At 72.7% G+C, this 24,243-nt stretch carries 23 protein-coding genes and 2 pseudogenes; 17 read left to right on the top strand and 8 right to left on the bottom strand.

Annotated features, from left to right (window positions below; genetic code table 11):
* Window positions 1-4: 4 nt before the first annotated feature.
* Window positions 5-1,638: pseudogene (locus FIV44_RS33910) on the top strand (amidase).
* Window positions 1,635-2,360, top strand: coding sequence for a gamma-glutamyl-gamma-aminobutyrate hydrolase family protein (locus FIV44_RS06175; RefSeq protein ID WP_141003684.1), 726 nt, complete (start codon window positions 1,635-1,637; stop codon window positions 2,358-2,360). The pseudogene FIV44_RS33910 and the gene FIV44_RS06175 overlap by 4 nt, the downstream one beginning before the upstream one ends.
* On the opposite strand, the gene FIV44_RS06170 is transcribed toward FIV44_RS06175, so the two are convergent.
* Complete coding sequence (locus FIV44_RS06170; RefSeq protein ID WP_141003683.1) at window positions 2,345-2,851, bottom strand: MarR family winged helix-turn-helix transcriptional regulator; 507 nt, start codon at window positions 2,849-2,851, stop codon at window positions 2,345-2,347. The two genes, FIV44_RS06175 and FIV44_RS06170, sit on opposite strands and share 16 nt — an antisense overlap.
* A 218-nt stretch (window positions 2,852-3,069) precedes the next feature.
* Between FIV44_RS06170 and FIV44_RS06165 the strand changes: the two genes are divergently transcribed.
* The 5 genes from FIV44_RS06165 to FIV44_RS06145 are packed head-to-tail and all read left to right on the top strand — an operon-like array spanning window position 3,070 to window position 8,825.
* Window positions 3,070-4,530 (top strand): APC family permease, encoded by a 1,461-nt coding sequence (locus FIV44_RS06165; protein ID WP_141003682.1) that lies wholly within the window; start codon window positions 3,070-3,072, stop codon window positions 4,528-4,530.
* Between the two features lie 31 nt (window positions 4,531-4,561).
* Entirely contained in the window at window positions 4,562-5,914 is a 1,353-nt protein-coding gene (locus tag FIV44_RS06160) for a glutamine synthetase family protein (RefSeq protein ID WP_141003681.1), read from the top strand.
* A 29-nt stretch (window positions 5,915-5,943) separates the two neighbouring features.
* Window positions 5,944-6,912 carry a PDR/VanB family oxidoreductase gene (locus FIV44_RS06155; RefSeq protein ID WP_219996313.1) on the top strand — a complete coding sequence of 323 codons (969 nt, stop codon included), beginning with the start codon at window positions 5,944-5,946 and terminating at the stop codon, window positions 6,910-6,912.
* An 11-nt stretch (window positions 6,913-6,923) separates the two neighbouring features.
* Entirely contained in the window at window positions 6,924-7,946 is a 1,023-nt protein-coding gene (locus tag FIV44_RS06150; protein ID WP_141003680.1) for an aromatic ring-hydroxylating oxygenase subunit alpha, read from the top strand.
* Between the two features lie 6 nt (window positions 7,947-7,952).
* A complete protein-coding gene (locus tag FIV44_RS06145; protein ID WP_141003679.1) occupies window positions 7,953-8,825 on the top strand; it encodes an LLM class flavin-dependent oxidoreductase in 873 nt (290 codons plus the stop codon).
* Here FIV44_RS06145 and FIV44_RS06140 read toward each other — a convergent pair.
* Complete coding sequence (locus tag FIV44_RS06140) at window positions 8,779-9,720, bottom strand: LysR family transcriptional regulator (protein ID WP_141003678.1); 942 nt, start codon at window positions 9,718-9,720, stop codon at window positions 8,779-8,781. The genes FIV44_RS06145 and FIV44_RS06140 overlap by 47 nt on opposite strands.
* A gap of 91 nt (window positions 9,721-9,811) precedes the next feature.
* Here FIV44_RS06140 and FIV44_RS06135 point away from each other — a divergent pair, with 91 nt between their 5' ends.
* Together FIV44_RS06135 and FIV44_RS06130 are read left to right on the top strand one after the other, a co-directional pair.
* Complete coding sequence (locus FIV44_RS06135) at window positions 9,812-10,888, top strand: class I SAM-dependent methyltransferase (protein ID WP_141003677.1); 1,077 nt, start codon at window positions 9,812-9,814, stop codon at window positions 10,886-10,888.
* Between the two features lie 35 nt (window positions 10,889-10,923).
* Window positions 10,924-11,331: a hypothetical protein gene (locus FIV44_RS06130; protein WP_141003676.1), complete on the top strand. Its 408-nt coding sequence runs from the start codon at window positions 10,924-10,926 to the stop codon at window positions 11,329-11,331.
* On the opposite strand, the gene FIV44_RS06125 is transcribed toward FIV44_RS06130, so the two are convergent.
* From FIV44_RS06125 to FIV44_RS06115, 3 genes are all read right to left on the bottom strand, one after another.
* Window positions 11,268-11,690, bottom strand: a complete 423-nt coding sequence (locus FIV44_RS06125) for a hypothetical protein (protein WP_141003675.1) — start codon at window positions 11,688-11,690, stop codon at window positions 11,268-11,270. The genes FIV44_RS06130 and FIV44_RS06125 overlap by 64 nt on opposite strands.
* The gene (locus tag FIV44_RS06120) at window positions 11,687-11,881 is read right to left on the bottom strand and encodes a hypothetical protein (protein ID WP_141003674.1); all 195 of its coding nucleotides are present in this window, start codon (window positions 11,879-11,881) and stop codon (window positions 11,687-11,689) included. The genes FIV44_RS06125 and FIV44_RS06120 overlap by 4 nt, the downstream gene beginning before the upstream one ends.
* Window positions 11,882-12,010: 129 nt before the next feature.
* Window positions 12,011-13,276 carry a cytochrome P450 gene (locus FIV44_RS06115; RefSeq protein ID WP_246086840.1) on the bottom strand — a complete coding sequence of 422 codons (1,266 nt, stop codon included), beginning with the start codon at window positions 13,274-13,276 and terminating at the stop codon, window positions 12,011-12,013.
* A gap of 146 nt (window positions 13,277-13,422) precedes the next feature.
* On the opposite strand from FIV44_RS06115, the gene FIV44_RS06110 reads away from it, so the two are divergent.
* The 8 genes and pseudogenes from FIV44_RS06110 (at window position 13,423) to FIV44_RS06075 (ending at window position 21,385) form a co-directional block, all read left to right on the top strand.
* Window positions 13,423-14,250 (top strand): acetoacetate decarboxylase family protein, encoded by an 828-nt coding sequence (locus FIV44_RS06110; RefSeq protein ID WP_141003673.1) that lies wholly within the window; start codon window positions 13,423-13,425, stop codon window positions 14,248-14,250.
* A complete protein-coding gene (locus tag FIV44_RS06105) occupies window positions 14,247-15,752 on the top strand; it encodes an aldehyde dehydrogenase family protein (protein ID WP_141003672.1) in 1,506 nt (501 codons plus the stop codon). Before FIV44_RS06110 ends, FIV44_RS06105 begins: the two co-directional genes overlap by 4 nt.
* On the top strand, window positions 15,745-16,704 hold the full coding sequence (locus FIV44_RS06100; protein WP_141003671.1) for a DODA-type extradiol aromatic ring-opening family dioxygenase: 960 nt from the start codon (window positions 15,745-15,747) through the stop codon (window positions 16,702-16,704). The genes FIV44_RS06105 and FIV44_RS06100 overlap by 8 nt, the downstream gene beginning before the upstream one ends.
* An 11-nt stretch (window positions 16,705-16,715) precedes the next feature.
* On the top strand, window positions 16,716-17,576 hold the full coding sequence (locus FIV44_RS06095; protein WP_141003670.1) for a fumarylacetoacetate hydrolase family protein: 861 nt from the start codon (window positions 16,716-16,718) through the stop codon (window positions 17,574-17,576).
* A 12-nt stretch (window positions 17,577-17,588) separates the two neighbouring features.
* Entirely contained in the window at window positions 17,589-18,521 is a 933-nt protein-coding gene (locus FIV44_RS06090) for a TIGR03619 family F420-dependent LLM class oxidoreductase (protein ID WP_246086839.1), read from the top strand.
* Entirely contained in the window at window positions 18,521-19,225 is a 705-nt protein-coding gene (locus tag FIV44_RS06085; protein ID WP_141003669.1) for a type 1 glutamine amidotransferase, read from the top strand. Before FIV44_RS06090 ends, FIV44_RS06085 begins: the two co-directional genes overlap by 1 nt.
* Window positions 19,225-20,045 (top strand): annotated as a pseudogene (locus tag FIV44_RS33510) (SDR family NAD(P)-dependent oxidoreductase). The gene FIV44_RS06085 and the pseudogene FIV44_RS33510 overlap by 1 nt, the downstream one beginning before the upstream one ends.
* On the top strand, window positions 20,042-21,385 hold the full coding sequence (locus tag FIV44_RS06075; protein ID WP_141003668.1) for an NAD-dependent succinate-semialdehyde dehydrogenase: 1,344 nt from the start codon (window positions 20,042-20,044) through the stop codon (window positions 21,383-21,385). Before FIV44_RS33510 ends, FIV44_RS06075 begins: the two are co-directional and overlap by 4 nt.
* Here FIV44_RS06075 and FIV44_RS06070 read toward each other — a convergent pair.
* The 3 genes from FIV44_RS06070 to FIV44_RS06060 form a co-directional block, all read right to left on the bottom strand.
* Window positions 21,354-22,724, bottom strand: a complete 1,371-nt coding sequence (locus tag FIV44_RS06070; protein WP_141003667.1) for a flavin monoamine oxidase family protein — start codon at window positions 22,722-22,724, stop codon at window positions 21,354-21,356. The two genes, FIV44_RS06075 and FIV44_RS06070, sit on opposite strands and share 32 nt — an antisense overlap.
* Window positions 22,725-22,883: 159 nt before the next feature.
* Window positions 22,884-23,492: a TetR/AcrR family transcriptional regulator gene (locus FIV44_RS06065; protein WP_141003666.1), complete on the bottom strand. Its 609-nt coding sequence runs from the start codon at window positions 23,490-23,492 to the stop codon at window positions 22,884-22,886.
* 99 nt (window positions 23,493-23,591) lie between these two features.
* Window positions 23,592-24,179, bottom strand: a complete 588-nt coding sequence (locus tag FIV44_RS06060; protein ID WP_141003665.1) for a TetR/AcrR family transcriptional regulator — start codon at window positions 24,177-24,179, stop codon at window positions 23,592-23,594.
* Window positions 24,180-24,243: the final 64 nt, after the last annotated feature.

Genomic DNA, 24,243 nt, shown 5'->3' with positions numbered 1-24,243 from the left:
CTCGATGACCACCGTCTCTCGCCGCTCCGTCGTCGCCGGCGCCACGGCCGCCGGCGTCGCGCTGGGCGCGCTCACCGCCGCGGCCTCCGAGGCCGCGGCGGCGCCGGTCGCGCCCGACGTAGCGTGGCCTGCTGTGAAGCGACCCTCCGACCTGCGCCGCATCGTGTGGTGGTCCGCGGCCGAGCTGTCGGCCGCCATCCGGCAGCGCAAGGTGACCTGCGTCGAGGTGATGACCGCCTATCTCGACCACATCGACGCCGTGAACCCCGCCGTCAACGCGATCGTCGCGCTCCGCCCGCGTGCGGAGCTGCTCGCCGAGGCGGCGGAGAAGGACCGCCTGCTCCGCCGGGGCCGGTACCAGGGCTGGATGCACGGCTTCCCGCAGGCCGTGAAGGACCTCGCCAACGTCGAGGGGATGCCGACGTCGGCCGGGTTCTTCGGGCAGCTCGACGTCCCGGCGGCTCCACCGGCCACCGCCGACGCGCTCTTCGTCGAGCGGGTCCGCGCCGCGGGCGCCGTCTTCATCGGCAAGACCAACACCCCCGAGTTCGGCCTCGGATCGCACACCTACAACAAGGTGTTCGGCACGACCTACAACGCCTACGACCAGACCCGGAGCGCGGGGGCAGCAGCGGCGGCGCCGCGGTCGCCGTCGCCCTGCGGATGCTGCCGGTCGCCGACGGCAGCGACTTCTTCGGCTCGCTGCGCAACCCGCCGGGGTGGAACAACGTGCTCGGGCTGCGGCCGTCGTACGGGCGGGTGCCCGGTGCGGGCAACGAGCAGTTCGTCCAGCAGGGCGGCACCGAGGGCCCGATCGCCCGCGACGCCCGTGACCTCGCGCTCCTGCTGAGCACCATGTCCGGGTACGACGTACGCGCGCCCCTGGCGATCGAGCAGGATCCCGCGCCGCTCGGCAAGGTGCGGCGCACGACCCTGCGCGGCCTGCGGATCGCCTGGATGGCGGACCTCGGCGGCTACCTCCCGATGGAGCAGGAGGTCCTCGAGGTCACCGGCGCGGCGGTCGACCGGATGCGCGCCCTCGGCGCGCGGGTCGACAAGGTCGACGCGCTGCCGGCCTTCGGCTCCTTCCGCGGCAACGAGGACCTGTGGCCCCTCTGGCTCGTCTTCCGGCACTGGATCAGCGGCGGCCTGAACAAGCCCGTCTACGACAACCCCGCCTGGCGCCCGTACCTGAAGCCCGAGGCCGTCTACGAGATCGAGGGGCTGCTGACCGGCGCCGACGGCAATCCCGCGCTCACCGGGCTCGACGTGTGGGACGCCTCGGTCAAGCGGACCGCGATGTACAACGGGTTCCGGACGCTCTTCGAGACCTACGACCACGTCCTGCTGCCGACGGCGCAGACGATGCCCTTCGCCGCCGATCTCGAGTGGCCCGCCGAGATCGAGGGCGTCGCGATGTCGTCGTACCACCGCTGGATGGAGGTGACCGCGATCGGCACCCTGCTCGGGGCGCCGACGCTGGCCATGCCCGCCGGATTCGGCCGGTCCGGCCTGCCGATCGGCCTCCAGGTCATCGGTCGCAACCACGACGACGCGGGGGTGATCCGGTTCGCCGCCGCCTGGGAGCGGGCGACCCGCCTCGTGGAGGACCACGCGCCCGGGCTGATCGCGCGATGAGCCGCCGCCCGCTGATCGCCGTCCCGGCGCGGTTCTCCGCGTCGGCCTCGGCGCTGCGCTACGGCGCCGACGTGGCGGCACGCGCCCTGCTCGACGCGGTCTACGCCGCCGGCGGCGAGCCGCTCGTCGTGCACCCGGTCGCACCGGGGACCGGCGCGGACGACGCCGAGGTCGCCGCCCGGCTCTGGTACGCCGACGGCGTGCTGCTGCCCGGAGGCGGCGACCTCGCCGCCCGGTGGGCGGGCCAGGAGACGCACGCGACGGAGTACGACGTCGACGAGGAGCAGGACGCCTTCGACCTCGCGGTCGCCCGGCACGCCCTCGGCTCCGGCCTGCCGCTGCTGGCGATCTGCCGGGGCAACCAGGTGGTCAACGTCGCCCTCGGCGGCGACCTGGTCCAGGACCTGGGGGATCGCACGCACCGCCACGTCGTCCAGGAGATCGCGGTGCGGCCGGACTCGGTCCTCGCTGGCGTGGTCGGGACGGCGCCGAGCATCTCCTGCTACCACCACCAGGGTCTCGGCCGGCTCGGCCGCGGCCTGCGCGCGGTGGCGCACGCGGCGGACGGCGTCATCGAGGCCGTGGAGCTCGCCGGTGCCCAGGGCTGGTACCTCGGCGTGCAGTGGCACCCCGAGGACACCGCGGCGACCGACCCGGCCCAGGCCGGGCTGTTCCGCGCCCTGGTCGAGGCGGCGCGGGAGCGCGCCTACGCCTCGTCCTGACCCTCGACGGCGTTGACGACGTCGCGCAGCGTCTTGGTGAAGGTGCTGACCTTGCGCTCGGAGAGCTGGCCGATGATCTCCGACTCGACCGCGTTGAACTCGGGGTAGAGCTTCTCCATCAGCGTGACGCCCTCGGTGGTGAGCCGCAGCCGGACCAGGCGCCGGTCCTGCTCGTCGCCCTCCCGCGCGATCAGGCCGCGGGCCTCGAGGGTCTTCACCACGCCGGTCAGGGTGGCCTTGGAGATGTCGGCGGACTCGGCGACGTGCCGGGTCTCCATGCCGTCCCAGATCCACACGACCCACAGGACCACGAAGCCGGTCCAGGTCATGTCGTGCTGGCGCAGCACCCGGTTGGTCAGCTCGCTGCGCACGGCGTTGGCGGCGCGGAAGAGGTTGGACAGGGCGTTGGCGGCGGCGAAGTCCAGCGGCAGTGCGCCCACGTGGTCCTTCATCGCGCGCTCGGTCTCCTCGAGCGTGTGGCGGTCCGGCATGCGGCCAGCGTAGCCAGCAGGCCCCGCCCTGCCGTGGAGGAGGGCGGGCGGCGGCGCGCAGTCACTGGTGATCGTTCGGTAACAAACATTTTTCGGAAAACCTCCCCTCGAGGGATGGTGCCCTGGGTCACATATGGCTATCGTACGGATCCGAACGATCCGGCGGAAGGTGCCGGTGACCGCCGGCTCCGGCCGCGCGTGACAGCGAAGGAGTCCCGATGTCGGACACCGTCAACACCACTCTCCGCAAGAACGCCCTCGGGGTGGGCGCCATCGTGTTCCTCGTCCTCGCGGCGGTCGCGCCGCTGACGGGCATGGTGGTCGTCGCCTCGCTGGCGATCGCCCTCGGCAACGGCGGCGGCACGCCGTTCGCGTTCCTCGCGGTCGCCACCGTGCTCCTGCTCTTCGCCATCGGCTACGGCAAGATGTCGAGCGAGCTGGTCAACGCCGGAGGCTTCTACGCCTTCGTCGTCAAGGGCCTCGGGAGGCCGGCCGGTCTCGCCGCCGGCTTCATCGCGATGCTCGGCTACAACTTCTTCGTCGTCGGCACGATCGGCACCAGCGGCTTCTTCATGAGCATCGTGATCGCCGACAAGACCGGGCTCGACATGCCCTGGCTGTTCTGGGGCCTGGCCTCGATCGCCGTCTGCTACCTGATGGCGCTGCGCGGCGTGGACTTCAGCTCCAAGATCCTCGGCGTCTCGCTGATCCTGGAGACCTCGATCCTCATCGTCTTCGACATCGCCGTGCTCTTCAAGGACGGCTACTCGCTCTCGGCGTTCTCCTTCGACTCGATCACCTCCGGCTCCCTGTCGATCGGCCTGCTGCTCGCCGCGACCGGGTTCCTCGGCTTCGAGGCCACCTCCCTGTTCAGCGAGGAGGCGAAGAACCCTCTCACGACCGTCCCCCGCGCGACGTACGTCGCCATCACCCTGATCGGCGTCATCCTCGGCGTCACGACGTGGGCCGTCGTCAGCGCGACCGGCGTCGCCCGGGCGCAGGACACCGCCCTCGCCCACCTGGAGACCGGCGACCTCGTGTTCAGCCTCGCCGACAACTACATCGGCGGCTTCCTGAGCGACCTCATGCCCTGGCTGCTGCTGGTCAGCCTGTTCGCCGCGATGCTCGCCTTCCACAACTCCGCCAGCCGCTACGTCTTCTCGCTGGGCCGGGCGCGGATCCTGCCGTCGATCCTGTCGAAGACGGGGCCGAGCGGCGCGCCGTACGTCGCCAGCACGGTCCAGGCCGGCTTCGCCGTCACCGTGGCCATCGTCTTCGCGCTCGCCGGCGCGGACCCGATCCTCACCGTCGTCCCGAGCATGCTCGGCTTCGGCACCCTGGCCATCCTCGTGCTGCAGGCGCTGGCGGCGCTGTCGATCGTGGTCCACTTCCGGCGCAAGAACGACCCGCGCCTCGGCACCACGCTGATCGCGCCCGGCCTGGGCTTCCTCGGCCTCTGCTTCGCCGTCGCGCTCGCCTTCAAGCACTTCGACATCGTCGCCGGCTCCGACGCGAGGGCCGTGAACCTGCTGCCGTGGCTGCTGGTCGTCGGGCTCGTCGGCGGCATCGGCTACGCGCTCTACCTGCGCTCCAACCGGCCGGTCGTGTACGACGCCCTGTCGACCGACCTGGAGCGCTTCGACGAAGCACTCCACAACACCGCGGCCGTCGGCCGATGATGGATCACCGAGAGACGAACGGAGACTGACCGTGGAGCACATCGACGAGAACGCCCTGCGCGTGGCCGCGGAGCAGCTCGGCGCGGACGGGATCGACGTCGTCCGGCTCGGCTACAGCGACCTGATCGGCACCGAGCGCGGCCGCGACGTCCTCGCCGACCGGTTCGACCGCACCGTCGGGGACGGGGTCGCCTTCTGCCGCTCGGTCTACGCGACCTCCCCGATGGGCGACGTCGTCGACATCGCCGGCGGCCTCTCGGCCGGGCTGCCCGACATCGTGGCCGTCCCGGACCTGAGCACGGTCCGCGCGGTGCCCTGGGAGCCCGGTGTCGCGCACGTCATCGCCGACGTCTACAACCCCGACGGCACGCCGTCGGAGGAGAGCCCGCGACAGGTGCTCCGGCGGGTGGTCGACCGGTTCACCGAGCTCGGCATGCGCCCGATCGTCGGCCCCGAGCTGGAGTTCTACGTCCTGGAGCCCGACGAGTCCGCCCCCAACGGCTGGCGCCGGTATGGCGAGGCGACCGGCAACGTGTACGTCGCGGGCCTCAAGGGCGACCCGGAGAACACCCTGCTCGCGTCGCTGCGCGAGCTGGCGGCGTACGGCCTCGACGTGGTCGCCGCGAACCACGAGTTCTCCAGCGGCCAGTTCGAGATCAACCTGTGGCACTCCGAGGCGCTCGACGCCGCCGACCGGGCGTTCCGGTTCAAGCACGCCGTCCAGGAGCTGTCCCGGCGCCGCGGCAAGATGGCGACCTTCATGGCCAAGCCGTTCAACGACGAGGGGGGCTCCGGCTTCCACGTGCACTTCAGCACCCTCGACGCCGACGGCAAGCCGCTCTTCGACGACCCGCAGGGCACCGACGGGCTCTCCGACATCGCCCGCTCCGCCATCGCCGGCGTGCTCGCCCACGCCCCCGCGCTGGCCGCGATCAGCAACCCGACGATCAACTCCTACAAGCGGTTCGGGCCCGACACGCTCGCGCCGTGGCTGGTCGACTGGGGCCTGGACAACCGCAGCGCGATGGTCCGGATCCCGCCCGAGCGCGGCCGCGCCTCGCGCCTGGAGCTGCGCCTCGGCGACGCCTCGGCGAACCCGTACCTCGCCATCGCCGGGCTCCTCGCCGCGGCGTACCTCGGCATCCGCGACGGCCTCACGCCGCCGCACAAGCTCGAGGGCTACGGCTACGACCCGACGAAGGCCGACCGGCTGCCCGCCGACCTCGGCACGGCGATCGACGCCCTGGAGGAGGACAAGGACCTCGCCGACCTCCTCGGCCCGTCCTTCGTCGAGACCTTCGTCGCCTACAAGCGCAACGAGCTCGAGCGGTTCGGCCAGTTCGTGACCGACTGGGAGTTCCGGGAGTACGCCTACCACCTGTGAGGTGGCCGGCGAGGAGGGAAGAGGATCTCGTGGCGACACAGCCCATCGTCCGTGAGTTCGAGGCGGACCTGACGGTCGTCTCCGCCGTCGAGGCGGCGACCGACGTGGCGGTCCTGACGCTGGCCGCCGAGGACGGCACGGCGCTGCCGCCGTGGACGCCCGGCGCCCACATCGACCTGGTGCTGGGGGAGGACCTGGTCCGCCAGTACTCCCTGTGCGGCAGTCCCGGCGACCCCGACCGGTGGCGGATCGGGGTGCTCCGCACGCCCGACAGCCGCGGCGGCTCGAAGGCGGTGCACGCCGAGCTGGGGGAGGGCGCGCGGGTGCGGGTCCGCGGCCCCCGCAACCACTTCCCGATGGTCGCCTCGCCGCGCTACCTGTTCATCGCCGGCGGCATCGGCATCACCCCGATGCTGCCGATGATCGCCGAGGCCGCCGCCTCGGGCGCCGACTGGAGGCTCGTGTACGGCGGCCGCTCGCGGACGTCGATGGCGTTCCTCGACGAGCTGGCGGCGTACGGCGACCGGGTGAGCCTGCTGCCGCAGGACGAGGCGGGTCTGCCTGACCTGGCCGCGCTGTTGGGTTCGCCTGCTGCCGGCACCCTGGTCTATGCCTGCGGGCCGACCGGGCTGCTCGACGCGGTCGAGGAGCGGTGCGCCGTCTGGCCGGCGGGGAGCCTGCACCTGGAGCGGTTCGCGGCGAAGGCGGCCCCGGAGACCGCGGGCGGCGACACCGGGTTCGAGCTGGTGCTCCAGCGCTCGGGGCTGACCCTGTCGGTGCCGGCCGACCAGTCCGTGTTCGAGGTCTGCAAGGCCGCCGGCGTCAGCGTCGTCGGCTCCTGCCTCGAGGGCGTGTGCGGCACCTGCGAGACCGAGGTGATCGACGGCGACGTCGACCACCGCGACTCGATCCTCAACGACGAGGAGAAGGAGTCCAACGAGTTCATGATGATCTGTGTCTCCCGGTGCCGCTCCGACCGGCTGACCCTGGACTTGTGAGGAGCGTGGTCATGAGGGACCGCAGCACCGCCGGCTACCCGCGCAACGCGTGGTACGCCCTCGCCGCCTCCGCCGAGGTCGGCGCGACCCCCTTCGGCACGCGTGCCCTGGACCGCCCGGTCGTGCTGTTCCGGGTCGGCGACGGCGCGGTCGTCGCCCTCGGGGACCGCGACGCCCACCGGCCCTTCCCGCTCAGCCTGGGCCGGGTCGAGGGGGACACCATCGTGTCCGGGTACTCCGGCTTCGCCTACGACCGCACCGGTGCCTGCGTGCACGTCCCCTCGCAGGAGCAGGTGCCCTATGGCGCCCGGGTGCCGTCGTACCCGGTCCGGGAGGAGGGCGGCCTGGTCTGGGTCTGGCTCGGCGAACCGTCGCTGGCCGACCGCCGTCCGCCCGTGCCGGTGCCGTGGCTGACGGACGGGTCGTGGGAGACCTTCGGCGGGCAGTGGGAGACCGCCGCCGGCGTCGGGCTGCTCCACGACAACTTCGCCGACATCACCCATGTCGCCGTCGTCGACCCCGTCATCTCGCCGCCCGCCCTGGCCGGCGTCGCGCCCGCGCTCGAGGTCGAGCTCACCGAGACGACCGTGCACTTCCACCGCGACTGGCCGGCCGCGCCCATGCCCGAGTGGCAGGCCAAGATCTCCGGCTCCTCCGCGGTGGCGTCGTACCCCCAGCGCGAGGAGGGCGCCTTCCTCGCCCCCGGCCTGTGGGCCGACCGCTGGGACGTGCTGCTGCCCGAGGCGGAGGGCGGTCCGCAGACCTTCCGCTTCACCCACGCCGTCACGCCCGTCGACGAGCGGCACACCCGCCACATCTGGCGGGTCAGCCGCAACTTCGCTCCGGGGGCTCCGGCGACCGACGTACTGCGGCCGATCTTCGAGTCGTACTACCTCAAGGTCCGCGAGATCCTCGAGACCATGCAGGACGTCATCGACCGCGACGGGTACGGCGAGGACGTCAACGTCGCCGCCGACCTGGCCGCCCTGCAGGTGCGCAAGATCCTGCGGCGACTGGTGGCCGACGAGGGCTGACTGCGGATGGAGTACGGCGCGCACCTGCCGCTGCTCGGGTCGCCGGGGGATGTCGGCGACCTGGCGTCGTACGCACGGACGGCGGGCGCGCTGGGCTTCCGGGCGCTCGCCGTGAACGACCACCTGCAGTTCCGGCGTCCGTGGCTCGACGGCATCGTGGCGCTGTCCAGCGTGATCGAGGCGAGCGGCGACCTGACCCTGGCCACCACCGTCGCGCTTCCCGTGGTCCGGGGGCCTGCGGTGCTCGCGAAGGCCGCGGCGGCGCTCGACGTGCTGTCCGGCGGCCGGCTCCTGCTGGGCGTCGGTCCCGGGTCCTCGCCGGCCGACTACGCCCTGGCCGGGCTGGACTTCGACGAGCGCTGGCCGCGGTTCGAGGCCGCGGTCCGCGCGCTCCGGGCCCATCTCGGCCGGTCGGCGGACGACGGGACGCCGGTGCTCGAGCCGCGGCCGGTGCGCCCCGGCGGCCCGCCGGTCTGGATCGGCAGCTGGGGCTCGCCGGCCGGGCTGCGACGGGTCGCACGCCTGGGCGACGGCTGGCTGGCGTCGGCGTACAGCACCACGCCTGCGCAGGTCGCCGCCGGCCGCGCCGCGCACGGCGTACCGTGCGCGGTGGCGACGATGTGGACGTTCGTCACCGAGGACGCCGGCGAGCGCGCCGCGTGGCTGAGCCGGCTGGCGGCCCTGCTCCACCGCCCGGAGGACGACCTGGCGGGACGGGTCCTGGTCGGCCCGCCCGAGTGGTGCGCGGCCCTGCTGCGTGCGTACGCCGACGCCGGCGCGGAGCTGCTGTTCCTCTGGCCCGTGGCCGACCACGAGCAGCAGCTCGAGCGGGTCATGCGCGACGTGGTGCCCCTCGTGGGTCGCGGCGCGCCCGGGTGACGTCGAGCAGGACCTCGGTCATCGCGACGACCGGCGGCGGCACCGGCTCGCCGGGCGGGCGGGCGACGGCGATGCGTCGTACCGGAGCGCCGGTGTCCAGGCCGCGCACCACCACCCCGGGCGAGGGGAAGGACGCGGCGAGTCCGGGCACCACGCCGATGCCGAGCCCCGCGGCCACGAACGCCTGCACCGCCCGGTGGTCGTCGGTCGTGAGCAGCGTGCGCGGCTCGAACCCGGACGCCCGGCACGCGTGCAGCAGGATCCGGAACCACGCGCTGCCCGGCCGCCCACCGACCCAGACCTCGCCGGTGAGGTCGGCCAGTGACAGCGGCCGCCGGCGTCGCGCCAGCCGGTGCCCCTCGGGGAGCAGCACCCGGTAGGGGTCGTCGAACAGCGGCACCGTCGTCAGCCGGGCGAGGGAGTCGTCGGGGAGCGACGGGTTCTCGTACACGACCGCCAGGTCCAGCTCCCCGGCCGTGAGCCGCGGGACCAGGCCCTGCATGTGGTCGTCCACGACGGTCAGCACGAGCTCGGGCGCCGTCGCGCGCAGGGTCCGCACGGCCTCCGGCACGAAGGTCGTCAGCGCGGTCGGGAAGCTGCCCAGCCGCAGCCGCCCCGCGCGCCGGCCCGTGATCGCGGCCAGGGCCTGCTCCGCGCCGTCGAGCTGCGCCAGGATCACCCGGCCGTGCCGGACCAGGACCGACCCGGCCTCGGTGAGCTCCATCGGACGGGTGCCGCGGTCGACCAGCGCGGTCCCGGCCTCGCGCTCGAGGGCCGCGACGTGCTGGCTGACCGCCGACTGCGTCATGCCCAGCGAGCGCGCGGCAGCCGAGAACGAGCCCTGGGCCGCGACCTCGCACAGCACGCGGACGCCCCGCACCAGACCTATCAGCATCACTGATACCTCGTTAGGAATCACCGTTGATCCTAATGATCCGCGCTCCTACCGTCACGGCACCTGTCCGACCGACCGAGGGGGAAGCACCATGAGCATCACACCGACCACCGAGATCGACGCCGACAAGCTGATGGCGTTCGTCCTCCGCGCCGTCGACGAGGTCGGCGCGACCCTCAACTGCGCACTGGTGCGGATGGGGGACCGGCTCGGCTACTACCGCGACCTCGCCGAGCACGGACCGAGCACGCCCGAGGAGCTCGCCTCCCGCACCGACACCGTGCTGCCCTACGCCCGGGAGTGGCTGAGCGCGCAGGCCGCCGGGCGGTTCGTCGAGTACGACGCAGCCACGGGTCGGTTCGCCCTGCCCCCCGAGCACGCGGTCGCGCTCACCGACGCGAGCAGCCCGGCGTACCTCCCCGGCTTCTTCCAGATCGCCCTCGGCACGGCCCGCGACTCCCACCGCGTCATCGAGGCGGCGCGGACCGCCGCCGGGCTCGGCTGGCACGAGCACAACGCGGACGTGCACACGGGATGCGAGCGGTTCTTCCGCCCCGGGTACGCCGCGAACCTCGTCTCCTCCTGGCTCCCGGCGCTCGACGGCGTCGTCGACAAGCTCGAGACCGGCGCGTCCGCCGCCGACGTCGGGTGCGGCCACGGCGCCTCCACGGTGCTGATGGCGACGGCCTTCCCGCGGTCCGCCTTCACCGGCTCGGACTACCACGCGGACTCGATCGCCACCGCCCGCGAGCGGGCCGAGGAGGCCGGCGTCGGCGACCGCGCCGCCTTCGAGGTCGCGGCGGCCACCGAGTTCACCGGCGAGGGCTACGACCTGGTCACCATGTTCGACTGCCTGCACGACATGGGCGACCCGCTCGGCGCGGCCCGCCACGTCCGCAGCGTCATCGCCCCCGACGGCACCTGGATGGTCGTCGAGCCCGCCGCCGGCGACCACCTCGAGGACAACCTGAACCCGATCGGCCGCGCCTACTACGGCTTCTCCACCCTGCTGTGCACCCCCGCCTCGCTCTCCCAGCCGGTCGGCGCCGCCCTCGGCACCCAGGCCGGCCCCGCCCGGATCCGGGACGTCGTCACCGCCGCCGGGTTCACCAGGTTCCGGATCGCGGCGCAGACGCCGTTCAACAACGTCTACGAGGTGCGGCCCTGAGGAGCGGCGACCTCCGCCTGCCTACGCTGGCCGGCATGGAGGCCGATGAGCGCTCGGTCGCGGCGCGGTGGTTCGGCGTCCGGGCGGAGTACGAGGAGCACGCGGGCGGCCAGACGGCCTGGGACGTCGTGAAGCACGTCCTGCTCGGCGTCGTCACGCTCGGTCTCACCTTCGTCGACTACGACCCCCGCCGGCGCTGCAACGTCCTCGTCGTCCGTCACGACGACGGCACGGCGGTCGCCGGCTACGATCACTCGACCGTCGGTGACGCGACGCTCCACGTGAGCAGCCTGCTGGAGCGCCTCGACACCCTGCATGTCTTCGACTTCTGTCGGGAGCTCGGGATCCCCGTGGACGCCGTCGTCGGCGAGGGTCGGGGTCAGGACGGCCCGTCCGCCGCTACGTGGCGAGGGTACGACGTCGGGATGCTTCCCGTGCTCTGAGCGATCTCCTCGAGCTCGGTGACCCGCAGCCACCACCCGTCGGCGTCCACCTCGACCGCCTGCGTACGGCTCCCGATCCGCACCCGCACGACCGAGCCGGGGGCCGCGCGGCCGACCGCCCACACGCCGCCGGACCACGTGCCCCGGATCGCCGAGTCGTCGGGTCCCGGATGGTCGGAGTCGTCGACGTCGGCCAGCGGTCTCCAGGCCGCGCCCTCGCGCCGGAAGAGCGTCAGGCAGTACTCCCGCCCGTCGCCGTTGAGGTCGTCGAACCGGGCCGCGTGATCGCCGTCGCGCACGACGGTGCGGACCACGCCGTACTTCGGGACCTCCGAGACCCACAGCTCCTCGTCGCTCACCGGCGCTCCGCTCCCCACCGCACGTCCCCGTGCGCCAGGACGACGACCGTGTCCTCGCCCTCCCAGCACGCGAGCCACGGGGGTGCGCCGCTCCGCCTTCCGAAGCGCGGCGTGACCGCCGCGAGGGCGGCGAGCGCGGTCAGGTCGCCGCCCTCGGCGAACTCACCCGACGCGACCTTCCTCGGCTCCATGAGCCGGAGCATGGCACGCGCCTGCGGACCCGCGCCGCCGAATGTCGACGCCGCGCCTGCCGCAGACCCCGCACCTCATGCCTGCAGACCCCGCACTTCGCGCGTGCAGACCCCGCACCTCGCGGAGGGTCAGCGGGTGGTGACCTTGACGGGGAGCGTCTTGATCCCGTTCACGAAGTTGCTCCGGACCCGGCGTACGTCGCCGGCGAGCTCGATGGAGCGCAGGCGGGGGATCAGCTCCTCGAACATGAGCCGGATCTCCATCCGGGCGAGGTTGTTGCCGAGGCACAGGTGGGGGCTGCCCTTGCCGAAGGTGACGTGGTCGATGTCGGTGCGGGTGACGTCGAAGTCGTAGGGGCGCTCGAAGACGGCGTCGTCGCGGTTGCCGGAGGCGAACCACATGACGACCTTGTCGTCCTTCCTGATCTCCTTGCCGCCGAGCTCGGTGTCGCGGGTGGCGGTGCGGCGGAAGTGGTAGACGGGGGAGGCCCAGCGCAGGAACTCCTCGACGGCGTTGGGGATCAGCTCCGGCCGCTCCTGCAGGATCGCCAGCTGCTCGGGGTGCTCGAGGAGGGCGAGCATCGAGTGGCTGATGGTGTGCCGGGTGGTCTCGTTGCCGGCGACGACGAGGAGCAGGAAGTAGTTGTCGTAGTCGGTGGCCGACATGGCCTGCCCGTCCTCGGGGATCTTGTTGACCAGCATGCTGACCAGGTCGCTGCCCGACCCGCCGCGCCGCTCGCCGGCGAGCTTGCGGCCGTACTCGAACACCTCGGCGGAGACGGGGGAGCGGAACGGCAGGTGCTTGTACTTCTCGCTCTCGGCGTCGGTGATCAGCACCTTGGCGTACTCCGGGTCGGAGAAGCCGATGATCTCGTTGCCCCAGTCGATCAGCTGCCCGGTCTTCTCCTGGGGCACGTCGAGCAGGCGGGCCAGCACCTGGATCGGGAAGTCGGCGCTGATCTCCTTCACGAAGTCGAACTCCGGGTGGGCGAGCGCCGCGTCGACCGTGGTCTTGGTGAGGTCGCGCAGGAAGTCCTCGTAGTTGCGCATCAGGTTGGGCCGGCTGAACTCGCGCGCGATCAGCTTGCGCAGGGCGCGGTGCCGGGTGCCGTCGGTCTCGAGGATGGAGCGGCGGATGTCCTGCAGGTCGTCGTCGACCTCCTCGAGGTTCACGAACTTCGAGGAGGTGAAGGTGTCGGGGTCCTTGTCGACCTCGCAGATGTCGGCGTGCCGGGTGACGGCCCAGAAGCCGCGGCCGCCGTCGTGCTCCGGCTGGAAGTGGACCGGGTCCTCGGTGCGGAGGGTGTCGAACATGCCCCAGGCATGGTTGCCCACGAAGCGGTCGAGGTCGGCGAGGTCGACGTCGGCCAGCGGGACGTACGGCGGCTTCTCCACGGCGGTTCTCCATCCGTTCAGGTAGATCGTTTGTATCCGAACAATATCCCGTGAGAAGTTTGCCCGCAAGGGTGGTCTTTCGTCCCGGGGATGGCTATCGTACGGATCCGAACGACCTGCACATCCTCGACCGGAGCTGAGGCCCGATGACCAACATGGAGGGGTTCTTCTACCCCCGCACCGCGACCGGCCAGTCCTCCCTGATCCCGTCGCCACCGTGGTACTACTCCGGCGACCTGCTGACCGTCGAGTACCGCACCGACCCGGCCCGCGTCGCCGAGCTGCTGCCCGCGCCGCTCGAGCTCGCGCCGGAGGACCCGGGTGCGGTCGCGCTGATCTGGGCCGACTGGCAGTCCTGCTCGGGCACCCGCGAGGAGCTGCTCGACCCGGTCCGCTCGCAGTACAAGGAGGCGTTCGTCGTCGTCCGCTGCTCCTTCGAGGGCGTGACCTACTCCCGCTGCGTCTACATCTGGGTCGACAAGGACTTCGCGATCGCCCGCGGCATGCACCAGGGCTACCCGAAGAAGCTCGGCTCCATGTGGCAGACCCGCCCGCACCCCTTCTCCCATGCAGCGCCGCAGGTCGCCCCCGGCGGCGTCTTCGGAGCCACCCTCGCCGCCGGCGACCGCCGCCTCGCCCAGGCCGTGCTGACGCTGCGCGAGGAGTCGCCGACCAACGGCTTCGTCAACGGCCACCCGATGGCCCACCACCGCGTCTACCCGGGCATCGAGAAGGGCAGCCCCGACGCGTACGCCGAGCTCATCGCCTCCGGCTCCAGCTCGTTCGAGGCCGGCCCGGCGTACACCGGCGACGTCGAGCTCGAGCTGTTCGCGTCCCCGACCGAGGAGCTGCACCGGCTCGAGGTGCAGGAGGTCATCGGCGGCTACTACCGCCAGGTCGGCGTCGTCTGGGACGGCGGTACGTCGCTGGCGACACTCACCAGCCGGGCGGACAAGCAGGAGGCCGCCCGATGAGCGAGCACATCGCTGTCGTCGCCGGCGTCGAGGTCGACACCCGGCACTGGATCGGCGGCCAGCGGGTCGCCTCGGCCACGACCTTCACCGACGTCTCGCCGATCGACGAGCAGCCGGTCGCCGAGATCCACGCCGGTACGGCGACCGAGGTCGACGCCGCGGTCGCCGCAGCCCGCGCGGCCTTCCCCGCGTGGGCGGCGCTGTCGGTCAAGGAGCGCAGCGAAATCCTGCGCGCCGTCGCCGACGGGATCGAGGCCCGGGTCGAGGACCTCGCCCAGGTCGAGACCCGCGACAACGGCTCGCTGCTGCGCTCGCACCGCCGGGGCGTGATGCCACGCGTGGCCATGAACTTCCGCGCCTTCGCCGACTTCGCCGAGCACCAGCTCGGGCACCCCGACATGGAGGTGCCGGGACGCGGCCACCGCGAGCGGATCACCTACGACCCCGCCGGCGTCGTCGCGATCATCACCCCGTGGAACGCACCGCTGATGCTCGCCAGCTGGCGGATCGGCCCCGCGCTCGCTGCCGGCAACACGGTCGTCCTCAAGCCGCCGGAGTGGGCACCGCTGACCGCGAGCCTGCTGGCCGACATCATGCACGAGGCCGGCGTACCCGCCGGGGTCTTCAATGTCGTCCAGGGCACCGGCCTCGACGCGGGGGCACCGCTGACCGCGCACCCCGACATCAACCGGCTCGCGTTCACCGGCTCGGTCCCGACCGCCGGGGTGATCTCGAAGGCCGCGGCCGCCAACATCGTCCCGCTGTCCTACGAGCTCGGCGGCAAGTCGCCGCTGCTCGTCTTCGAGGACGCCGACCTCGACCTCGCCGTCGACCTCGCGGTCGAGCAGTTCGACAACGCCGGCCAGGTCTGCCTCAAGGCGGCCCGGATGATCGTGCACTCCTCGATCGCCGACGAGTTCACCGAGCGCGTCGTCGCCCAGGCGCGGACCCTGGTCCAGGGCGACCCGCGCGACGAGGCCACCGACGTGTCCGCGCTCGTCTCGCGCCGGCATTTCGAGCAGATCGCCGGGTACGTCGAGCGCGCCCTCGCCGACGGTGCCCGCCCGCTGCTCGGCGGCGGCCCCGACACCGAGCTGGGCGGCCTCTACTTCCGCCCGACCATCCTGGTCGACGCCGCGCCGGACGCGGAGATCATGACCGAGGAGGTCTTCGGCCCGGTCGTCACGATCGAGACCTTCGAGACCGAGGAGGAGGCGGTGGCGAAGGCCAACGACACCCGGTTCGGCCTGGCCGCGACGCTCGCCACCGGCGACCCGGACCGCGCCGAGCGGGTCTCGCAGCAGTTGCGCGCCGGCACCGTCTGGGTCAACTGCTTCTTCGTCCGCGACCTCAACGCGCCGTTCGGCGGCAGCGGCCGCTCCGGCATCGGCCGGGAGGGCGGCATCTGGTCGTTCGACTTCTACACCGACATCAAGAACAGCGTGTTCGCGCCCACCGGCTGGGCCGAGCAGGCAGGACAGGGAGGTGAGACCGATGGGTGAGATCGTCGGCGCGGGCCTGATCGCGCACGTCCCCACCATCGTGCTGCCGGAGGAGATCCGGCGCGAGCTCAACGACGGCCAGGACACGACCCTGGTCTCCGGGCTGCAGCAGCTGCGGCGCGAGGTGTTCGACGTCCTCGACTACGACACCGTCGTGGTGCTCGACTCGCACTGGGCCACCACGGTCGAGTGGGTGGTCACCGCGCAGGACCGCCGCAGCGGCCTGTTCACGTCCGAAGAGCTGCCGCGCGGCATGTCCCGGCGGCCGTACGACTTCCCGGGCGACCCCGAGCTGGCGCACCTGATCGCCGGCAAGGGTGCGGAGAACAGCACCTGGATCACCGCGATCGACGACCACAGCCTGCCGATCTTCTACGCCACCACCAATGTGTGGGAGTACCTCGGCCAGGGCCTGCCCGACAAGAGGTGGATCTCGATCGGCGTGTGCCAGACCGCCGACGGCGAGGACGCGCTGCGCCTCGGCCGTGCCCTCGGCACGGCCATCGCCGAGTCCGACCGCAAGGTGCTGCTGATCGCCTCCGGTGCGATGTCCCACACCTTCTGGCCGCTGCGGAAGCTGCGCGACCACGAGGCCGCCGGCGTCGAGCACATCTTCTCCCCGGAGGCCGCGGCCGCCGACGCCGAGCGGATCGACTGGTTCAAGCGCGGCGACCACGCCCGGGTGCTCGAGACGATGGACGAGTTCCACCGGTTCAAGCCGGAGGCCCGCTTCCAGCACTACCTGATGATGATCGGCGCCCTCGGCGAGGGCGACTGCACCGCCCCCGGCCGCCAGTACGGCGAGTACGAGAACTCCGTCGGCACCGGCCAGGTGCACCTGTGGTTCGACCGCCCCGAGGACGGGTTCCCCGCCGCCCACGCCACCCCGACCGATCCCGACTACGTCCGCCAGATGAGCGGCCCCGGCGCCGACGTACCGGCTGCCGGGTGAGAGGAACCCGAATGACCACCGAGTACCGCCGGATCCTGCTCGACGGCAACGCGGTCGACGTACGCCGCGACGGGGACACCCTCGTCGCCGGCGACGGCCGCACGGTCGCGATCGCCGACGCCACTCACCTGCCGCCGGTCGCGCCGAGCAAGATCGTCTGCGTCCACCTCAACTACTCCTCGCGGGTCGAGGAGATGATGACGACGCTGCCGCCGGCGCCGACGTACTTCCACAAGCCGGTCTCCGCGCTCAACGCGCACGAGTCCGCGGTGGTCCGGCCGCAGGGCTGCAAGTGGCTCAACTACGAGGGCGAGATCGCGATCGTGATCGGCCGCACCGCTCGCAACATCTCGCCGCAGGAGGCCGGCGACTACATCCGCGGCTACTCGATCGGCAACGACTACGGCCTGCACGACTTCCGCGACACCGACTCCGGCTCGATGCTGCGCGTCAAGGGCGCCGACACCCTCTGCCCGATCGGCCCCGGCATCGTCGAGGGCTGGGACTTCCGCGACAAGCGGATCCGCACCCTCGTCAACGGTGAGGTCCGCCAGGACGGCAACACCCGCGAGATGAAGTGGGACATGCACTACCTCGTCGCCGACATCGCGCGCACCATCACGCTGCAGCCCGGCGACGTGCTCATGTCCGGTACGCCGGCCATCTCGCGCACCGTGTACCCCGGCGACGTCGTGGAGGTCGAGGTGGAGGGCCTCGGCACGCTGCGCAACCACATCGTCGAGGGGCCGACGCCGATCCGCAGCGACGTCGGCGCGCAGCCGACCGAGAGCGAGGAGGTCCTCTCGACCGCCCAGGGCGGCGACTGGGAGTTCCGCGGCATCCGCAAGCCCGACCTCTCGAACACGCACTGACGGGAGGACGCTGTGCCCACGCCCCGCATGCTGATGATCCTCAGCGAGAACTGGACCCTCACCGACGGCCGCAACCTCGGCGACCTGGTCACCTGGGCCCGGATCGCCGAGGACGCCGGCTTCGACTCGGTGATGATCTCCGAGCACGTCGTCCTCGGCCCCGACGCCAGCGACCAGGGCGTCATGGGCAACCCGCGCGACTATGCGATGCCCGGCAACCAGGACCCGCTGATGCCCTGGCCCAACTCGCTGATGCTGTTCTCCGCGATGGCCAGCGTCACCTCCCGGGTCCGCCTGGTCGCGGCCGCGGTGCTCGCGCCGCTGCGCCACCCGCTCATGCTCGCCCGCGAGCTCGGCACCCTCGACCTGCTCTCGGAGGGCCGCCTGGTCGTCCAGCCCAACGTGAGCTGGAGCAAGGACGAGTACGCCGCGCTCGGCGTACCCTTCCGCGAGCGCGGCCGGATCCTCGACGAGCAGCTCGAGGTGATGGACCTGGTCTTCCAGCAGTCGCCCGCCACCCACCACGGCCACTACTTCGACTTCGAGGACATCTACCTCGAGCCGAAGGCGTTCCGCCCCGAGGGCCTGAGGATGTGGTTCGGCGGGCAGAAGGCGCACGGGGCGGTCGTCGAGCGGCTGGTGCGGTACGGGCACGGCTTCCACCCGCTCGGCCGTCCGAGCGCGGAGGACCTACGGGTGATCCGGGACGCGATGGCCGCCGCCGGCCGCGACATCGCCGACCTGGAGATGGTCGGCGGCGTGAGCGTCCGCTTCCCCGACGACCGCACCCGCGCCGACATCGCCGAGTCGATGGACTCGATCCCCGCCCAGCTCGAGCAGGGCTTCACCACGTTCTGCGTGAAGCCGTCGATGTTCATCGACGCCGCCGCCGAGATGGAGTCGTTCTGCCGGGAGGTCGTCAAGCGGGCGGAGGCGATGGGCTGATGGCCGCGCCCACCCAGCGGCTGCTGCTCATCGGGCACGACTACCTGGCCGCCGGCGGGATCGAGGAGCGCTTCGCCGAGCGCGGCTACGACGTCGAGCGCGTCCAGGTGATCCCGCCGGAGCGTTTCGGCGATCCCGGCGTGGACGTCGACTTCCCGGACCCGCGCGACTACGACGCCGTCCTCGTGCTCGGTGCCCGGTGGAGCGTCTACAGCGACCAGGTCGCGTCGTGGGTGAAGCCGGAGCTCGAGCTGCTGCAGACCGCGGACGAGGCCGGCGTACCCGTCTTCGGGATCTGCTTCGGCGGCCAGATGCTGGCCCAGGCGCACGGCGGCGAGGTCGTCGCGTCGCCGGCGCCCGAGATCGGTCCGCACGTCGTGTCGGGAGTGCCGGCGGTGGCCGGGATCTGGACGCAGTGGCACCACGACAGGTTCGTGCCGCCGGCGGACGCGACGGTCGTCGGCGCCAACGCCGCGGCGCCGCAGGCGTTCGTGCTCCGCCGCAACCTCGCCGTGCAGTTCCATCCCGAGGTGGATGCGAACAGCGTCCGCGGGTGGGTCGAGGACGGCGGCGCCCAGGACGCCCGGGACCACGGGCTCGATCCCGACGTGCTGCTGGAGCACGTCGGCTCCCTCGACGCGGACATCCGGGTCCGGGCGGCCGCGCTCGTCGACTACTTCCTCGACGACGTGGCGACGAGCTGATGGCCGGCGCCACGGGGAAGGTCGTCCTCGTCACCGGCGGCGGCACCGGCATCGGCGCCGCGGTCGCCCGGCAGCTCGCCGCGGCCGGCGACCGGGTCGTCATCTGCGGTCGCCGGGAGGCGCCGCTGCGCACCGTCGCCGAGGAGACCGGCGCACACGTGGTGGTCGCCGACGTCAGCGAGCCGTCCGGGGTCGCCCGGGTCGTGGACGAGACGGTCCAGGCCTTCGGCCGCCTCGACGGGCTGGTCCTCAACCACGGCATCATCCACGTCGGCCGGGTCGACGAGGTCACCCCGAGCAGTGGGACGAGACGCTGCGGGTCAACCTCACCTCGCCCTTCCTGCTCGTCCGGGCCGCGCTCCCACACCTGCTCGCCGCGCGCGGCGCCGTCGTCGCCGTGTCGTCGGTCGCCGCCCTGCGCGCCAGCGACGGCATGGCCGCCTACTCCGCCAGCAAGGCCGGTCTCCTGCTGCTCACCCAGTCGCTCGCCGTCGACCACGGCCGCGACGGCCTGCGCGCCAACGCGATCTGCCCCGGTTGGACCGCCACCGAGATGGGCGACATGGAGATGGCCGAGCTCGGCGCCGAGCGCGGGCTCTCCACCGCCGACGCCTACCGCCTCGCCACCGCCGTCGTCCCGCAGCGGCGCGCGGCCCGGCCCGACGAGATCGCCACGACGGTCGGCTGGCTGCTGTCCGACGCGGCGTCGTACGTCAACGGGGTGGTGCTCCCCGTCGACGGCGGCTCCTGCATCGTCGACCCCGGCACCCTCGCCCTCGATCCCCGCGTGTCCGTCGACCTCTCCGAGGAGTTCCGATGACCGAGTACGCCGTCCGCAACCCCGCGACCGGGGACCTGGTCGAGACCTTCCCCACCGCCACCGACGCCGAGGTCGCGGCCGCGGTCGACGCCGCCGCGGCGGCCTACGCCTCGTGGGGGCGGACCTCGACCGTCGCCGAGCGGGCCGCCCTGCTGTCCCGGGTCGCCGAGCTGCACCGCGAGCGCGCCGCCGAGCTGGCCGAGGCGATCCACGTCGAGATGGGCAAGGCGCCGGCCGCGGCCGAGGGCGAGGTGCTCTTCTCCGCGGCCATCTACGACTTCTACGCCGAGCGCGCCGCCGCGTTCCTGGCCGACGAGGAGATCGAGCTGCTGGGCGGCTCCGGCCGCGCCGTCGTACGCCGCGGCCCGGTCGGCCCGCTGCTCGGGATCATGCCGTGGAACTACCCCGTCTACCAGGTGGCCCGGTTCGCCGCGCCGAACCTCGCCACGGGCAACACGATCGTGCTCAAGCACGCGCCGCAGTGCCCGCGCTCGGCCGCACTGCAGGCCGCGATCCTCGCCGACGCCGGCCTCCCGCCGGGCGCCTATGTCAACGTCTACGCGACGAACGAGCAGATCGCGGACGTGATCGCCGACCCGCGGATCCAGGGGGTCTCGCTGACCGGCTCGGAGCGTGCCGGCGCGGCCGTCGCGGAGATCGCCGGCCGCAACCTGAAGAAGTGCGTGCTCGAGCTCGGCGGCTCCGACCCGTTCGTGCTGCTCGCCACCGACGACCTCGATGCCACCGTGGACGCGGCCGCCGAGGCCCGCCTGTCCAACACCGGCCAGGCCTGCAACGCCGGCAAGAGGTTCGTGGTCGTCGATGAGCTGTACGACGACTTCGTCTCCCGCTTCACCGAGCGGGTGCTCGCCGCGGGCGATCTCGCGCCGCTGTCGTCGGTCGCCGCCGCCGAGGGCCTGGCCCGGCAGGTCGACGAGGCCGTCGCCGCCGGCGCCTCGCTGGCGAGCACGGGGGAGCGGGAGGGCGCCTTCTTCCCGGCCGGCGTGCTCACCGGCGTCACGGCCGACAGCCCGGCGTACCGCCAGGAGCTGTTCGGCCCCGTCGCCATGGTCTTCCGCGCCGCCGACGAGGACGACGCCGTCCGGATCGCCAACGACACCCCCTACGGCCTCGGCTCCTACGTCTTCACCACCGACCCGGCCCAGGCCGAGCGGGTCGCCGACGCCCTGGAGACCGGCATGGTCTTCGTCAACGGCGTCGGCCTCGAGGCGGTCGAGCTGCCCTTCGGCGGCGTGAAGCGCTCCGGCTTCGGTCGCGAGCTCGGCCGGCTCGGCATGGACGAGTTCGTCAACAAGAAGCTGATCCGCGTCGCCCGCTGAGGATCGCCTCGGCGGTCGTGCACCCGGAGCGGACCGCGCCCTCCATGTAGCCGTTCCACTCCACGGCGTACTCCGCGCCCGCCCAGTGGATCCGGCCGACGGGCTCGCGCAGCGCGGGACCGTAGCTGGTCCAGGTGCCGGGTGCGAAGTGGGCGCCGTAGCAGCCGCGGGTGAACTCCTCGGCGCTCCAGTCCTTCTCGACGTACGACGTCGGGTGGGCCGCCGCGGCGCCGAAGTAGCGGGCGAAGCAGTCGAGCACGCCGCGCCGCCGCTCGGCCTCGGGCAGCCGCTGCCAGCGCCGCGCCTCGCCGCCCTCGACGAAGCCGAGGAGGATGCCGACCCCGGCGTCGGGCGGGGAGACGTCGAAGGTGACCTTGACCGGGCCGCGGTCGGAGATCGCCTGCCCGTTGAGGCCCTGCTCGCGCCAGAACGGCGTGGGGTAGGCGGCGAAGCACTTGGCCACCGTCCCGGCCGGGACGCGCTGGGTGAGCTGGTCGCGCCACGGCGGGAGCAGCGGGTCGTAGTCCAGCCGGCCGGCCAGGGTCGGCGGGACGGCCACCACGACGTGCCGGGCGGTGAGCGCCTCGCCGCCGCGGGTCAGGACCGTGACGCCCCGGTCGTCCTGGGCGATCCGCGCGACCGGCGAGGCGAGGCGCACATCGAGGCCCTCGGCGAGGCGTTGGGCGACCAGTACGGAGCCGCCGACGACCCGGTCCTTCTGGGCGCCGCGGTCGGTGGAGGCCAGGGTCTCGAGGTCGCCGTTGCTGGCCGTGTAGAAGAGCGTGTGCAGCAGGGAGAGGTCCGAGGGGTCGGCGGAGTAGAGCGCCTCGGCCAGCACTCGGAAGTACGAGCGGCCGGCGGGGGTGCGGAGGTTGCGGCGTACCCAGGACTCGTAGGTCTGGCCGTCGAGGACCTCCGCCCGGGGGTGCGCCCACGGCCGGGCCGGGTCGACGCTGCGGGCGAGCCTGCCGTACCGGGCCAGGCCCTGGGCGAGGTCCGCGAGCGCGATCGGGTTGAGCCGCGGGGTCGCGCCCTTCGTCGGCGACAGCCGGGACTGCCGGCCGCCGAGCTCGAGGAGCAGGCTGCCGGCGTCGTTCCAGGTCGGGAAGGTCTCCAGGCCGAGCTCGGCGACGAGCTCGTACATCCGGGTGTGGCCCTCGCCGAGCCAGGTGCCGCCGAGCTCGACCGGAGCGCCTTCGAGTGTGCCGCCCTCGGTCCGGCCGCCCACCCGCTCGCGCGCCTCCAGCACGGTGACGCTTCGCCCGGCCGCCACCAGCGTGCGGGCCGCGCTCAGGCCGGCGAGACCGGCACCCACCACGACGACGTCGACCTCGCTCATGTCCGCCTCCACGTCTGTCTCCTTGTCCGTCTCCATCGAGAAAGTCGGTCGTATGACTGAGATCACCGACAGTAGGTCGCGACGGACGGGATGCGCAACCCCCGTCGGCGGAATTCGTACAGTCGACCGAGTGCGGTCGCGGAGGCGCTCGAGCCGGGATCAGGCGGCTGGTGCGATGGCGGCCAGCGCGACCACCATGTCCGCGACCGCGTCGAGGTCGCCCCGTGCGCGGGTGGGGCTCGGGTTGCAGACGTGCTGCAGGATCAGGCCGTCGATGCTGGCGACGATCACCCGAGCCAGTCGGGCGAACGGGACCGCGCAGGTCTCGCCGGCGTGCGTCGCGGCCTGCTGGCACCACGCGGCCACGACCTCGGCGTACCGCTCGTACTGCCAGCGCGCGAGCTCCTCCTGGCCGGGCGTGCGCAGGGCGTACATGGTCAGCTCGTACTGCATCACCTGCAGGTTCGTGCGACCGCTGACGAGCTCCTTCCAGAAGGCGGCGAGTCCTCGGCGGATGGCGTGCTCGAGTCCGCGGTCGGTCTCCGTCGCCTTCTCGAGCACGTCGGCGATCTCGTCGACGACGTCCTCGATCACGGCGCGGAGCAGCTCCTTCTTGGACGGGAAGACGTACTGCATCGTGCCGAGCGGCACGCCCGCCTCCGCGGCCACCGCGCGCAGCGAGGTCCGCGCCACACCCTCCCGGGCGAGGGCGCTCCGGGCCGCGGCCACCAGCTGCCGGCGCCGGACGGAGGCTTCGACGTACGCCATGGGGCTCCCTCTCGGTCGACTGATCGGGATCCTGCCACAGCCCGTCGTCGTGCCGACCGGGAGCCGGTCAGCTGACCGAACGACCGACGCTCCCGCCGTTCAGCGGGCGCCGACCAGGCGCAGCGCCAGGTCGGCGTAGTAGTCGCCGATCTGGGTGGGGGACCACTCGCCGTCCTCGCGGTACCAGCGGGCGATGTCGACGCCCATCGAGGCGAGCGCGGTCGCGGCCAGGGCCGGGTCGGGGATGTCGAAGGCGCCGGAGGCGACGCCGTCGCGCACGAGGTCGCGCAGCTCGCGGTCGATGCCGGTGCGCAGCTCGTCGATCTCGGCGCGGTGCTCGTCGCTGAGGGCGGCCAGCTCGTAGTTGAGGATCCGCGCGACCGTGTGGTGGTGGGCGTGGAACTCCGCGAAGGCCCGGCCCACGGCGGCCGCCTGCTCGACCGGGTCGGACGAGGACGCGCGCGCCGTGCGGACGACGTCCAGCGCCTCCTGGTGGCCCGCGCGGGAGATGAGGAAGAGCAGCTCCTCCTTCGAGCGGTGGTGCACGTAGACCGCGGCCGGGCTCATCCCCGCGGCGCCGGCGATGTCGCGCGTCGTCGTGCCGTGGAAGCCCTTCTCGGAGAACGCCGTGACGGCCGCCTCGAGCAGCCGGGCACGGGTCGCCTCGGCGCGGGACGGGCCGGTCATCGGCGTACCTCCTCGGCTGGTTCTTGACGGAGCGGGGCGCTCGCGTGCACAGTAGAGGCTAGCG

Source organism: Nocardioides humi, assembly GCF_006494775.1.
GTDB classification, from domain to species: domain Bacteria; phylum Actinomycetota; class Actinomycetes; order Propionibacteriales; family Nocardioidaceae; genus Nocardioides; species Nocardioides humi.
This window is presented reverse-complemented; position numbering and strand designations above follow the sequence as displayed.

Excerpts from the sequence above, each read along its gene's own strand:
- FIV44_RS06175 (WP_141003684.1), top strand. The coding sequence starts at position 1,635 with ATGAGCCGCCGCCCGCTGATCGCCGTCCCGGCGCGGTTCTCCGCGTCG.
- FIV44_RS06170 (WP_141003683.1), bottom strand. The coding sequence starts at position 2,851 with ATGCCGGACCGCCACACGCTCGAGGAGACCGAGCGCGCGATGAAGGAC.
- FIV44_RS06165 (WP_141003682.1), top strand. The coding sequence starts at position 3,070 with ATGTCGGACACCGTCAACACCACTCTCCGCAAGAACGCCCTCGGGGTG.
- FIV44_RS06150 (WP_141003680.1), top strand. The coding sequence starts at position 6,924 with ATGAGGGACCGCAGCACCGCCGGCTACCCGCGCAACGCGTGGTACGCC.
- FIV44_RS06145 (WP_141003679.1), top strand. The coding sequence starts at position 7,953 with ATGGAGTACGGCGCGCACCTGCCGCTGCTCGGGTCGCCGGGGGATGTC.
- FIV44_RS06140 (WP_141003678.1), bottom strand. The coding sequence starts at position 9,720 with ATGCTGATAGGTCTGGTGCGGGGCGTCCGCGTGCTGTGCGAGGTCGCG.
- FIV44_RS06135 (WP_141003677.1), top strand. The coding sequence starts at position 9,812 with ATGAGCATCACACCGACCACCGAGATCGACGCCGACAAGCTGATGGCG.
- FIV44_RS06130 (WP_141003676.1), top strand. The coding sequence starts at position 10,924 with ATGGAGGCCGATGAGCGCTCGGTCGCGGCGCGGTGGTTCGGCGTCCGG.
- FIV44_RS06120 (WP_141003674.1), bottom strand. The coding sequence starts at position 11,881 with ATGGAGCCGAGGAAGGTCGCGTCGGGTGAGTTCGCCGAGGGCGGCGAC.
- FIV44_RS06110 (WP_141003673.1), top strand. The coding sequence starts at position 13,423 with ATGACCAACATGGAGGGGTTCTTCTACCCCCGCACCGCGACCGGCCAG.
- FIV44_RS06105 (WP_141003672.1), top strand. The coding sequence starts at position 14,247 with ATGAGCGAGCACATCGCTGTCGTCGCCGGCGTCGAGGTCGACACCCGG.
- FIV44_RS06100 (WP_141003671.1), top strand. The coding sequence starts at position 15,745 with ATGGGTGAGATCGTCGGCGCGGGCCTGATCGCGCACGTCCCCACCATC.
- FIV44_RS06095 (WP_141003670.1), top strand. The coding sequence starts at position 16,716 with ATGACCACCGAGTACCGCCGGATCCTGCTCGACGGCAACGCGGTCGAC.
- FIV44_RS06085 (WP_141003669.1), top strand. The coding sequence starts at position 18,521 with ATGGCCGCGCCCACCCAGCGGCTGCTGCTCATCGGGCACGACTACCTG.
- FIV44_RS06075 (WP_141003668.1), top strand. The coding sequence starts at position 20,042 with ATGACCGAGTACGCCGTCCGCAACCCCGCGACCGGGGACCTGGTCGAG.
- FIV44_RS06070 (WP_141003667.1), bottom strand. The coding sequence starts at position 22,724 with ATGAGCGAGGTCGACGTCGTCGTGGTGGGTGCCGGTCTCGCCGGCCTG.
- FIV44_RS06065 (WP_141003666.1), bottom strand. The coding sequence starts at position 23,492 with ATGGCGTACGTCGAAGCCTCCGTCCGGCGCCGGCAGCTGGTGGCCGCG.
- FIV44_RS06060 (WP_141003665.1), bottom strand. The coding sequence starts at position 24,179 with ATGACCGGCCCGTCCCGCGCCGAGGCGACCCGTGCCCGGCTGCTCGAG.